The organism is Maricaulis sp. B-26 (assembly GCF_056857855.1).
In genome coordinates, this window is the sequence record NZ_JBSXNX010000025.1 from 177,635 (window position 1) to 189,893 (window position 12,259).

At 65.5% G+C, this 12,259-nt stretch carries 10 protein-coding genes; 7 read left to right on the forward strand and 3 right to left on the reverse strand.

Translation table 11 applies throughout. The features are described from left to right. Nucleotide 1: 1 nt before the first annotated feature. Nucleotides 2-937, reverse strand: a complete 936-nt coding sequence (locus AC13HB_RS12305) for a tyrosine recombinase XerC (RefSeq protein WP_482950061.1) — start codon at nucleotides 935-937, stop codon at nucleotides 2-4. After that, a complete protein-coding gene (locus AC13HB_RS12310) occupies nucleotides 919-1,605 on the reverse strand; it encodes a DUF484 family protein (RefSeq protein WP_482950062.1) in 687 nt (228 codons plus the stop codon). Before AC13HB_RS12310 ends, AC13HB_RS12305 begins: the two co-directional genes overlap by 19 nt. Nucleotides 1,606-1,675: 70 nt before the next feature. Between AC13HB_RS12310 and AC13HB_RS12315 the strand changes: the two genes are divergently transcribed. From AC13HB_RS12315 to atpD, 6 genes are all read left to right on the forward strand, one after another. Beyond that, nucleotides 1,676-3,850 (forward strand): primosomal protein N', encoded by a 2,175-nt coding sequence (locus AC13HB_RS12315; protein ID WP_482950063.1) that lies wholly within the window; start codon nucleotides 1,676-1,678, stop codon nucleotides 3,848-3,850. A 140-nt stretch (nucleotides 3,851-3,990) separates the two neighbouring features. Further along, on the forward strand, nucleotides 3,991-4,716 hold the full coding sequence (locus AC13HB_RS12320; protein ID WP_482950064.1) for a TerC family protein: 726 nt from the start codon (nucleotides 3,991-3,993) through the stop codon (nucleotides 4,714-4,716). A 267-nt stretch (nucleotides 4,717-4,983) separates the two neighbouring features. Continuing rightward, nucleotides 4,984-5,523, forward strand: a complete 540-nt coding sequence (locus tag AC13HB_RS12325; RefSeq protein ID WP_482950065.1) for a F0F1 ATP synthase subunit delta — start codon at nucleotides 4,984-4,986, stop codon at nucleotides 5,521-5,523. A gap of 4 nt (nucleotides 5,524-5,527) precedes the next feature. Further along, nucleotides 5,528-7,060: a F0F1 ATP synthase subunit alpha gene (gene atpA / locus AC13HB_RS12330; protein WP_482950066.1), complete on the forward strand. Its 1,533-nt coding sequence runs from the start codon at nucleotides 5,528-5,530 to the stop codon at nucleotides 7,058-7,060. Between the two features lie 33 nt (nucleotides 7,061-7,093). Further along, nucleotides 7,094-7,981 (forward strand): F0F1 ATP synthase subunit gamma, encoded by an 888-nt coding sequence (locus AC13HB_RS12335; protein WP_482950067.1) that lies wholly within the window; start codon nucleotides 7,094-7,096, stop codon nucleotides 7,979-7,981. A gap of 18 nt (nucleotides 7,982-7,999) precedes the next feature. Continuing rightward, nucleotides 8,000-9,439: a F0F1 ATP synthase subunit beta gene (gene atpD, locus AC13HB_RS12340; RefSeq protein WP_482950068.1), complete on the forward strand. Its 1,440-nt coding sequence runs from the start codon at nucleotides 8,000-8,002 to the stop codon at nucleotides 9,437-9,439. 81 nt (nucleotides 9,440-9,520) lie between these two features. Here the strand turns inward: atpD and AC13HB_RS12345 are convergent, their stop codons facing one another. Then, on the reverse strand, nucleotides 9,521-11,029 hold the full coding sequence (locus AC13HB_RS12345) for a serine hydrolase domain-containing protein (RefSeq protein ID WP_482950069.1): 1,509 nt from the start codon (nucleotides 11,027-11,029) through the stop codon (nucleotides 9,521-9,523). A 258-nt stretch (nucleotides 11,030-11,287) separates the two neighbouring features. On the opposite strand from AC13HB_RS12345, the gene AC13HB_RS12350 reads away from it, so the two are divergent. Further along, nucleotides 11,288-11,689 (forward strand): F0F1 ATP synthase subunit epsilon, encoded by a 402-nt coding sequence (locus AC13HB_RS12350; RefSeq protein ID WP_482950070.1) that lies wholly within the window; start codon nucleotides 11,288-11,290, stop codon nucleotides 11,687-11,689. Nucleotides 11,690-12,259: the final 570 nt, after the last annotated feature.

Sequence of the window (12,259 nt, forward strand, 5' to 3'; positions counted from 1 at the left end):
CTTACCGCCTGCGCGCGCGCGGGTGAGCCTGGTCGTAGACCGACATCATTCGCGTCGTCTCAACATCCGCATAGACCTGCGTCGTCGACAGGCTTGCATGCCCCAGCAATTCCTGGATGGCGCGCAAATCGCCGCCATGGGCGAGGAGATGCGTCGCGAAGGCGTGGCGCAGCGCATGCGGCGTCGCGCTCGGCGCGAGCCCGAGCCGGTTGCGCAAATCCTGCATCAGGGACTGCACGGTCCGGGCACCCAAGGCGCCGCCGCGAACGCCGCGAAAGAGCGGCTGATCGGGTTCGAGATCAAAGGGGCAAAGTTCCACATAGCGCGCCGCGGCGTCGCGGACGGCGGGCAGAGCGGGGACGATCCGCGTCTTGCTGCCCTTGCCGGTGATGCGAAGGGTATCTGAAAGCGGGTGATCACGGCCCATAAGGCCGAGGGCCTCGGAGATCCGCAGGCCGCAGCCATAGAGCAGGAGAAGCACGGCCGCATCGCGGGCCTGGACCCAGTCCTTGCCGCCGCGGGCGGCCGTTTCCGCCAGCAAAGCCCGAGCCGCGTCCTCGCTGACCGGTTTCGGTTTGGAGCGCCCGACTTTCGGGCTTTCGACGAGGGTGAGCGCTGCATTCTCCAGCCCCCACCGCCGGCGTCCATAGGCGAAGAAGGTGCGCAAGGCGGATAGTGCCCGGGCCAGCGAGCGCGGCGAAAGCCCGTCGCGGCGCCGGTCTGCCATCCAGGCTCGGAAATCGCTGGCGCGCAGGCCGGCAAGGTCGGTAAGGGAAGGCCGGCAGGCCAGATGCCCCGCCATGAATTCGACGAAACCGCCCAGATCGCGGCCATAGGCTTCGACCGTTTTCGGACTCAGCCGTCTTTCGCCCGCCAGATGATCGAGGAAGGCGGTCAGCGCCGTATCGGCGGGGAGGCTCAGCTCCGGTGCAGCCATTGCACGATCATGCGCTCGATGGCGCGGGCGAGGAAGTTGAGGAGTTCGGTTCCCTGTCCGCTTTCGAACAGGTGTCCGTCGCGGGCCGCGAGGGCCATCAGCCCGTCATGCCCGTTGAAATCGAGGCGCACGATAGCCTGGGACTTCACCCGCGCGCCCTGCTGCCCGTAAAGGGCATGGGCGGCGTCCGGATCGACCGGGCCGAGCAGTTCCACCTTGTCGCCGAGCACTTCGGACACCACGCCTTCGGCCGCGCCGATGATCGATTCGCTCTTGCGTAACGGGGCATGGCCCTCGATCAGGATGCGGCACACATCCACGCCCAGCGTACCCGTCAGCCGGCCGGAAATCTTGCGATCGAGCGCGGCGAGCGAATCCGCCTCGAGCAGCGCCAGCACGGCCATATGGATCTGCGCCTGGGTGGCGAGATTGGCGCGAGCGGTTTCCACGATGCCTTCGTTGAGCGCCTTGAGCTGGTGGATTTCTTCCACGAGTTTCTCGCGCGCCGCGGCGCCGAGATCGATGACATCGCCGCCATCGCCGCGCCCGGCGACCGCGCTCATCAGCTCTGCGTCCTCGCGAATGAAGTCGGGATGGTCCAGAAGAAACGCACGAATGGCTTGCAGTTCGTCCTGTCCGACGCCTGAATGGTCCTGCTTGTCCGACATTGATCATCCCTCCCGATTGGCGGCCAGTGTCGCTGTCCATGCCTTTCCGAATCATCAACCAATATGCCTCGTGACTGACACCGACGCGACATACACACGGCGAGCCGCCATCCTCTTCCCGCTGCCCCTGCCGGAAGCCTTCGACTATTGGGTGCCCGAGGATATGGAGCTGACGCCGGGCGACCACGTCCTGGCGCCGCTGGGCAAGCGCTCCGCGCGTGGTGTGGTCTGGGCGATCAAGGACGGAGCGGGGACACGAAAGCTCAAACCGCTCGAGCGCAAACTGGGCGGGGCGCCGCTGCCCGAAGGCACGCGCGAATTCGTCGACTGGTGCGCGCGCTACCTCGTGCAATTGCCCGGCATCGTCCTGCGCTCTGTCCTGCGCAGCCCGGATTCGCTGAAGCCCTCGCCGACCGAGACGGTCTATGCCCCCGGGGATGGCGAGCCGGACCGGATGACCGATGCCCGCCAGCGCGTACTCGATGCGATCCAGGCGCTGGGGGAAGCGAGCGCGGCGGATATCGCGCGCGAAGCCGGAACGAGCAGTTCCGTCGTCAAAGGCCTGGTGAAGGCCGGGGCGCTGCGCGAGATCACCCGCCTCTCCGATCCGCCCTATGAGGAACCGGACCCGGAAGGCGAAGGGGTCGAACTGACGGCCATGCAGGCGGAAGCCGGCGGGGTGTTGCGCAGACTGGTCCGTGCAGGCGGTTTCCAGGCTGCCCTGCTCGACGGTGTCACCGGCTCGGGCAAGACCGAGGTCTATTTCGAGGCCATAGCGGAAGTCCTGCGTCAGGATCCGAACGCGCAGATCCTGATCATGCTGCCCGAGATCGCACTGACCGAAGCCGTGCTGTCGCGCTTCCGGGCCCGCTTCGGGGTCGAGCCCGCCCTCTGGCATTCCGGCGCCGGACCGAAGGCGCGCCGCCGCGCCTGGCGTGAAGTCGCGGAAGGCCGGGCCAGGATCGTCGTGGGCGCGCGCTCGGCGCTCTTCCTGCCCTTCCCGCATCTGCGCCTGATCGTGGTCGATGAGGAGCATGACCCGACCTACAAGCAGGACGAAGGCCTGCCCTATCAGGGGCGCGATCTTGCCGTGGTCAGGGCCAAGCTGGAAGGTGCGATGGTCGTGCTCGCTTCGGCCACGCCCTCGCTGGAAAGCCTCGCCAATGCGCAGGCCGGGCGCTACGTGCATGTCCGGCTGGCGGCCCGGCCCGGGACGGCCGTCCTGCCGGAGATCGAAACCATCGACCTGCGCGAAACGCCGGCGGAGACCGGCCACTGGCTCTCACCGCCCCTGATCGAAGCCGTACGCGAAACCTTTCAGCGCGGCGAGCAGACCCTGCTCTATCTCAACCGGCGGGGCTATGCGCCGCTCGTCCTGTGCCGTGCCTGCGGCCACCGCATGGTTTCGCCGGATACGCAGTCCTATCTCGTCGAGCACAAATATACCGGACGGCTCGTCTGCCATGTCACCGGGTTTTCCATGCCCAAGCCGAAAGCCTGTCCGGGCTGCGGGGCCGTGGACAGCCTGACCAGCGTCGGTCCCGGCGTCGAGCGCGTCGCCGAGGAGGCCAAGCGGCTTTTCCCGCAGGCACGGGTGGAAATCTATTCCTCGGACAGCCGGTCCGGCGCCGAGATCGTCGAGCGCATGGAAAAGGGCGAGATCGATATACTCGTCGGCACCCAGATCGCGGCCAAGGGGCACAACTTCCCCAACCTGACCCTCGTCGGCGTGGTCGATGCGGATCTGGGCCTGGCCGGGGGCGATCCGCGGGCCGGGGAGCGCACCTTCCAGACCCTGGTCCAGGTCGCAGGGCGGGCCGGCCGGGCCGAGCGACCGGGCCGGGCCCTGCTGCAATCCCACCAGCCCGAGCATGACGCCATTCAGGCCCTGATCGCGGGCGATCGCGAGACCTTCCTCGAAATGGAATTCATGGCCCGCGAAATGCTGGGCCTGCCGCCCTTCGGGCGTCTGGCCGCCATCGGCTTCATGAGTATGGACCCGGCCAATCTCGACCGCGTCGCCGGCGATTATGCCGCGGCGGCGCCCGTCACCGAGGGCGTGGAAATCTGGGGGCCTGCCGAACCGCCCCGCGCCATGGTGCGCGGCTGGCACCGCCGCCGCATCCTCGTGCGGGCCGACAAGACGGTCGATATCTCCGCCTATCTGCGTGCGTGGTCGAGCCGGGTGAAGACGCCCCCCTCGGTCCGCGTTTCGATCGATGTGGAGCCCTACAGTTTCATCTGATCGTCCAATCACCGTCATTCCGGCGAAAGCCGGAACCCAGTCCGTCAGCCCGTCTGGGTCCAGACTTTGGTCAGGATGACGGTTGTGGTGTGCGCAGGTGACCCGTAACAATTTCAAGGCAAAGAAACCCGGACCCTCCCATGCTCGACGCGCTCCTCACCCCCGAAGTCTTCATGTCGCTGGCCACGCTGACCTTTTTGGAAATCGTGCTCGGGATCGACAATGTGATCTTCGTGGCGCTGATGGCGAGCCGCCTGCCCGAGCACGAGCGGGCGAAGGCGCGCACGCTGGGGCTGGGTCTGGCGCTGCTCTTCCGGGTCGTCATGCTGTTCGGCCTGGTCTGGATATCCCATCTGGAGAGCGCGCTCTTCACCATTGCGGATCACGACGTCTCCTGGCGCGACATCATCCTGGCCGGGGGCGGTCTTTTCCTGCTCGCCAAGGGCACGCTGGAAATCCACCATACGGTCGAGGGCGAGGCGGAGCACGCGACTGGCGGGGCGACGGCCGTTTTCGGTGTGGTCGTCATGCAGATCGTCATGATCGACATCGTCTTCTCGCTCGACAGCGTCATCACGGCGGTCGGTATGACGGACCATTTGCCGGTCATGGTCGCTGCGGTCGCGATCGCCATGGGCATCATGCTCTGGGCGGCGTCCAGCGTGGCCGCCTTCATCGAGCGCCACCCGACGACCAAGATGCTCGCGCTCTCCTTCCTGCTCCTGATCGGGGTTGCCCTGATCGCCGACGGGATCGGCTTCCACATCCCGCGCGGCTATCTCTATTTCGCCATCGCCTTCTCGCTCTTCGTGGAGGTGCTGAACATCGTGGCGCGCGGGCGTAAGCGGAAAGGGCCGGCCGGGTGAGGATGCCGCGCTGCCGGACGGGCGGCGCATCGCCTCGTCAAACGAGAACGGCGAACACTGTCCGTGCGCTGAATCCGCGCGTCAGAGCGGCTTGCTGCCTGCTTCCCCCTGTGCTATCGCAGCGCCGAACCTGAAGGGCGTGCGGTGCAACACGGTATGTCCAGTTTCGTAAATCGTTGAATTATAAGTGCTTGCATCAATCCTGATGACTTACGGGCGCTTGTCCAACCAGAGAGTGACGTCACGGTGAACACCGGCGAAGACGCCATGACAGCCCACGCGGCCGGACGCTATGCGACGGCCCTGTTCGAGCTGGCAAAGACCTCGGGTGCTGCGGACGCGGTCGAGGCCGACCTTTCGGCCTTCCGTGCAATGCTCGACGAGTCCCCCGAACTGGCCGAGGTGCTTGCCTCGCCCCTGCATTCTGCCGACGTCAAGGTGGGTGTTCTCACCGCCCTGGCCGGGAAGGCGGGTTTCAACGAGCTGACCGGCAATACGTTCGGTGTCGCGGCGCGCAATGGCCGCGCCGGCGAGCTGGGTGCGCTGGCGCGCATCTATGCGTCGCTGGCCGCCGCCGATCGTGGCGTGGTGACGGCGGAGGTGGCCACGGCCGCCGCGCTGACCAAGAAACAGACCGAGGCCCTGGCGGCTTCGCTGAAGGGTGCCTTCGGGCGCGAAATCGAGGTCCGCACCGAGGTGCGGCCTGAATTGATGGGCGGGCTGATCGTCAAGGTCGGCTCCCGCATGTTCGATAGTTCCCTCCGCACCAAGCTGGACGGGATGAAGACTGCGATGAAAGAGGCTTAGGTCCATGGACATCCGTGCCGCAGAAATTTCTGCGATCCTGAAGGATCAGATCAAGAATTACGGCGCCGAAGCGAAAGTTTCGGACGTCGGTAGCGTGCTGTCCGTCGGTGACGGTATCGCCCGTGTCTATGGCCTCGACGAGGTGAAGGCCGGCGAGCTCGTCGAGTTCCCGGGCGGCATCAAGGGCATGGCCCTGAACCTCGAGCGCGACAATGTCGGTTGCGTGATCTTCGGCGACGACCGGGGCATCAAGGAAGGCGACACCGTCAAGCGTCTCGGCTCCATCGTCGACACCTCCGTGGGCAAGGGCCTGCTGGGCCGCGTCGTGGACGGTCTGGGCGAGCCGATCGACGGCAAGGGTCCGCTCAAGGACGTTGCCGAGCGCCGCCGCGTCGACGTGAAGGCGCCGGGCATCATCCCGCGTAAATCCGTGCACGAGCCGATGGCGACGGGCATCAAGGCGATCGACGCCATGATCCCGGTCGGCCGCGGCCAGCGCGAGCTGATCATCGGCGACCGCCAGACCGGCAAGACCGCGATCGCGCTCGACACGATCCTGAACCAGAAAGCCATCAACGAAGGCGATGACGAGAGCGCCAAGCTCTACTGCATCTACGTCGCCGTCGGCCAGAAGCGCTCCACCGTCGCCCAGATCGTGAAGACGCTCGAGGAAAACGGTGCGATGGACTACACCATCATCGTCGCCGCGACCGCCTCGGACCCGGCTCCGATGCAGTTCCTCGCGCCGTTCACGGCCTGCGCCATGGGCGAATACTTCCGCGACAACGGCATGCACGCCCTGATCGTCTATGATGATCTGTCCAAGCAGGCCGTCGCCTACCGCCAGATGTCCCTGCTGCTGCGCCGTCCGCCGGGCCGCGAAGCCTATCCGGGCGACGTCTTCTACCTGCACTCCCGCCTGCTCGAGCGCGCCGCCAAGCTCAATGAAGACAATGGCAATGGCTCGCTGACCGCCCTGCCGGTCATCGAGACCCAGGCGAACGACGTGTCGGCCTACATTCCGACCAATGTGATCTCGATCACCGACGGTCAGATCTTCCTGGAGACCGACCTGTTCTACCAGGGCATCCGCCCGGCCGTGAACGTCGGCCTGTCCGTGTCGCGCGTGGGCTCCTCGGCCCAGACGAAGGCGATGAAGCAGGTTGCCGGCAAGATGAAGGGCGAACTCGCCCAGTACCGCGAAATGGCGGCCTTCGCCCAGTTCGGCTCCGATCTCGACGCCGCGACGCAGAAGCTGCTGCAGCGCGGCGAGCGTCTGACCGAGCTCCTCAAGCAGCCGCAATTCTCGCCGCTGGCCATGGAAGAGCAGGTCTGCGTGATCTATGCCGGTACGCGCGGTTATCTCGACAATCTGGCGACGTCCGATGTGGGCCGCTACGAAGCCGATCTGCTCCGTCACATCCATGCCGAACATGCCGATCTTCTCGCCACCATCCGTGACGAGAAGAAGCTGTCCGACGACTCGGAAGGCAAGCTGAAGGCGGCTCTCGACAAGTTCACCGAACACTTCGCGTGAGCCTGATCGGGATCAACCGCTGAGGAGAGCCGAATGGCAAGCCTTAAGGACCTCAAGAACCGGATCGACTCGGTCAAATCGACCAAGAAGATCACGAAGGCGATGCAGATGGTCGCCGCTGCCAAACTGCGCCGTGCGCAGGAGGCCGCGGAAGCTGCGAGCCCCTATGCCGAGCGCATGGCGGCCGTGATGGCCAATCTGTCGACCGCCATGTCGGGCACGCCGGGAGCGTCGCCGCTCCTGGTCGGTACCGGCAAGTCGGACACCTATCTGCTCGTCGTCATGACGGCGGACCGGGGCCTGTGCGGCGGCTTCAACACGAATATCGTGAAGAAGGCGCGCGAGCGCATCACCGCGCTCCAGCACGAAGGCAAGGCCGTCAAGCTGATCTGCGTCGGCAAGAAGGGCAATGACCAGCTCAAGCGCCTTTATGGCAGCCTGATCGTCGAGGCGATCGACCTGTCCGGCGAGAAGACGATCTCCGGCGCGACCGCCAGTGCGATCGGCGAGAAGCTGCGTCACATGTTCGACAATGACGAGTTCGACGTCTGCGAGCTGATTTCCTCGGAGTTCGTCTCCGTGATCTCGCAGAAGCCGCGCGCCAAGGTGCTGATCCCCGCGATCGACGCCATCGACGAGGGCGCCGAGCGCCCGGATCTGGCCGGCGCCGTCTACGAAGCGGAGCCGGACGAGGAGAGCATTCTCAACGTCCTGCTGCCGCGCTATGCCGACACGATCATCCTGTCCGCCCTGCTGGAAAACGTTGCCGGCGAGATGGGCTCCAAGATGGCCGCGATGGACAACGCCACGCGCAATGCCGGCGAACTCATCGACAAACTCAACCTTGTTTATAACCGCACGCGTCAGGCGCAGATCACCACGGAGTTGACTGAAATCATCTCCGGCGCCGAGGCCCTCTAGGCGAGAGGAAGACCCGCTATGAGCACTCTTAAAGGCCGCATTGCCCAGATCACGGGCGCTGTTGTGGACGTTGAATTCGAAGGCGGTCTGCCGGACATCCTCAACGCCCTGGAAACCACCAATGACGGCAAGAAGCTCGTCCTCGAGGTTGCCCAGCACCTCGGCGAGAACACCGTCCGCACGATCGCCATGGATGCCACGGAAGGCCTCCAGCGCGGCGAGGAAGTGTCCGACACCGGTTCGCCGATCACGGTTCCGGTCGGACCGGGCACGCTCGGCCGTATCATGTCCGTCACGGGCGAGCCGATCGACGAGAACGGCGATGTGGCGCACACGCAGCGCGCGCCGATCCACCGTCCGGCCCCGTCCTTCGACGAGCAGGCCACGGAAGCCGAAATCCTGCCGACGGGCATCAAGGTCGTCGACCTGCTCTGCCCCTACGCCAAGGGCGGCAAGATCGGCCTGTTCGGCGGCGCCGGCGTCGGCAAGACGGTTCTCATCCAGGAACTGATCAACAATATCGCCAAGCTGTTCGGCGGTTACTCGGTCTTCGCCGGTGTCGGCGAGCGGACCCGTGAAGGTAACGACCTCTACTGGGAAATGATCGAGTCCGGCGTGAACAAGGACCCGAAAGAGCATGACGGTTCCGCGGAAGGTTCCCGTTGCGCCCTGGTCTTCGGCCAGATGAACGAGCCGCCGGGCGCCCGTGCCCGCGTCGCCCTGTCCGGTCTCGCCCAGGCGGAATATTTCCGCGACGAGGAAGGCAAGGACGTCCTCTTCTTCGTGGACAATATCTTCCGCTTCACCCAGGCCGGCGCCGAAGTGTCCGCCCTGCTGGGCCGCATCCCGTCCGCCGTGGGTTACCAGCCGACCCTGGCCACCGACATGGGTGCCCTGCAGGAGCGCATCACCTCGACGAACAAGGGTTCGATCACGTCCGTGCAGGCCGTCTACGTCCCGGCCGACGACCTGACCGACCCGGCCCCGGCCACGACCTTCGCCCACCTCGACGCGACCACGGTTCTCAACCGTGCGATCTCGGAAAAGGGCATCTACCCGGCCGTGGACCCGCTGGACTCCACCTCGCGTATCCTCGAGCCGCGCATCGTCGGCGACGAGCACTACGCGACGGCGCGCCGCGTTCAGGAAATTCTCCAGCGTTACAAGGCGCTGCAGGACATCATCGCGATCCTGGGCATGGACGAACTGTCCGAAGAGGACAAGCTCACCGTGGCCCGCGCCCGTAAGGTCGAGCGCTTCCTGTCGCAGCCGTTCGACGTGGCCGAGGTCTTCACCGGCTTCCCGGGCATCCAGGTCCCGGTCGCCGACACCGTGAAGGGCTTCAAGGCCATCTGCGACGGCGAATACGACCACCTCCCGGAAGCCGCCTTCTACATGGTCGGCACCATCGAGGATGCCGTGAAGAAAGCCGAGAAGCTGGCTGCCGAAGCAGCCTAGGCGCACGGCGCATCGATTTGAGAAAGGGCCGCCCCGGAAGGAGCGGCCCTTTTTCTTTGCCTGACTGCGATAGTCCTGGCCTCAGGGCTCGACGATATTGTTCACATAGAGCGTCCGGCCCAGCGTCTGCAGGCTGGTCCCGTTGGGGCCGATCGGCGAGTTCACGAAGATCGCGATCTCGATATTGTCCGGCAGGAGCAGCAGCAGCGCCTGTTCGGTGCGGCCGTCGCCCGCCGTCCAGCGGCCCGGCTTGTAGTAGAAGCGGCCGTCCGCCGAGGACTCGCCATTGAGCGGGCTGTTCAGGCCGTAAGAGGCATTCAGGATCTCCTGCGCACGGGCCGGCGACACGATCCCGCCGCCGCGTCGGAACTCGCCCGCCACTGCCAGCAATTCATTGATCGAGATATGCCAGGCGACACCACCGGCCTGACCGGTCAGATCGCCGGAATTCCAGCCGCTGCCGCCGGTCCACTGATAGCCGCGCGCCGGGCCGCCCGGCTTGTCGAGAGAGGGGCCGTTGGGATTGATCCCGGCCGGTGCGAAGACATTGTCCCGGACATAGTCCTCATAGGCTGAAATGGTGACCGCATCCCAGATCTGGTTGTTGGCGATCGGGAAGACAGTTCCGGTATTGATATAGCCGCCGATCGTCGCGATCAGGATCCGGCAGAGCGCGAAATTCATGTTCTCGTAGTCGGCCGTATTCCAGTTGCCGATCTCGTTGGCCGGGACACCGCCGGCCACCTGGCTGCGGATCGTCGCGTAGGAGCCGTCCGACCCGCCGGTCCCGAAGCCGGAGAGATGGTTCATGAGGTCGGAAAAGCGGATCTGGTTGATGTTCGGGCCGGTCTGCCAATAGTCGGGCAGGTAGGGCGCGATCGGGTCGTCGAAATCGATCCCCTCTGCATCGAGCAGACGGGTAAGCGCCATGGCTGTGATGAATTTCGAGATGCTGGCCACATGCATGCGCCGGTTCGGGTTCCAGCCGAGACTGGCATCCCCGGGCCGCTGGGCCCAGTTCCACTGCAGGGTATAGATGGTCTGCCCGTTCTGCCGGGCCCGCATGGCGTAACCGTTGACCGTCGCGCTCAGCGCAGCATGCAGGTCGTCCCCGAAACCGCCGACATCGAGATAGGGCTCTGGCGGAGCGGCGAGATCCTGCACCCCGCCAGGCGCTGGCTGGAGACCGCCGGGGCTGATCGGCTGCGACGCGATATTCTCGGGACCGCCGGGCGCAACCGGTTCGCTCGGTGCGCGTTGCAGAATGGCGCGCCGCGGCGTGCGCGACAGAGCCTCCAGCTGCTGCGTGCGAAGCAGCCGCCTCGGACGCACGGGGTGGTCGCTGTCATCCTCGCTGCCGGTCGCCTCGACCGGGTTCGCCCGCAAACGTGCGCGATAGCGGTCGAGGTTCACATTGCGGACATCTCGGCCGAGGACGGACTGAACCTCCGCGTCGGCGAGCGCCTCTTCAAGCGTCGGCGTTTCGGCCTCGACCCGGCGCAGCTGGGCGCGGGCGGGCTGGACTCGCTGGACCGTCGCGGTCCGGCTCGTTTCACGGGGTTCCTGGGCGGCGACAGATGGCGCACTCATCAGGATACCCGCACACAGGAACACACTCACTCGAAAGGGACTCGTCATGGGACCTCTCCCCTGTTCTGGATCAAATCCGGGTCATGTGCGCGGGCGCACCCTACGCTCATCCCGGGGCCGACACGAGTCCTGGTTGTAAAATGCGACCGATTCGGGAGGCCGGGGGCAAGTCCTCCGGCGGCAATACTGAATCAGCCGCGCACAAGGCTTTTCAAGCGGGGACGAAAGCGCTAAATCGACGCCCGAAGGAGCATATGCATGGCTGACAAACTCCAGTTCGATCTCGTCTCTCCGGAACGCCGCCTGTTCGCAGGTGAAGTGGACCAGGTCGTCGTGCCGGGCGAAGAGGGTGATTTCGGCGTCCTGCCGGCGCACGCACCGTTCATGTCGGTGATCCGCCCGGGTGCCATCACGGTGATCAATGACGGTGCGGAAGAGCGTACCTTCATCCATGGCGGCTTCGCGGAAGTGACGCCGGCCGGCCTGACCATCCTCGCCGAGGAAGCGATCGCCGTCGCCGATATCGATGCCGAACGGCTCGCCCAGGACCTGTCCGATGCACGCGAAGACGTCGCCACGGCCAAGACCGAGGAAGAGCGCGATCACGCCGAGGCGCTGGTTGCCAAATACGAAGCCATGCAGGCGACGGTCACCAACTGACCGGTGGCGCATCGCCGGATGACAAAAGGCCGCTCCTTTCGGGGCGGCCTTTTTCGTTTCCGCGCGTTGCTCATCAATAAACCTCCACAGCCTGCAGGAGCGGTCGGAGGGAAAGCGCCCGATTGTTATCCCGGCCGGCACCGGGATTCCAGGGCCCTGACTTGCGCGCCACCAGCGCGGGAGATGCGCCCGGGATGAAGCATGTGCAGCGGTTCAAGACCGTCATTCCGGTGAAAGCCGGAACCCAGCTCATAAGACAGGGTAGAAGCGACCATGGCGCCTCTATCCCGCTTGGCGCTTCCGTTCGATCTGAACGCGTCTGTCCCGAATTCCGCTTTGCGATCTGGGTCCTGACCTTCGTCAGGATGACGGCGTTTGGGGCGGAAAACGGAGACTTATCCCCACCCTCAGAACCTCGCTTAGACTCTTCCCCGTTCTCGCACCGCTCGAGGCCCGGCCTGGTTCGCCGGGGGTGTGGGGAGTACGGAGCCTGCCCGTCTCTGCTGACTGACCAAAGCAGGGCCCGGTGGTGGCCATCGGTTCGGAGAGGCAGCAAAAGCGCTGACTGTC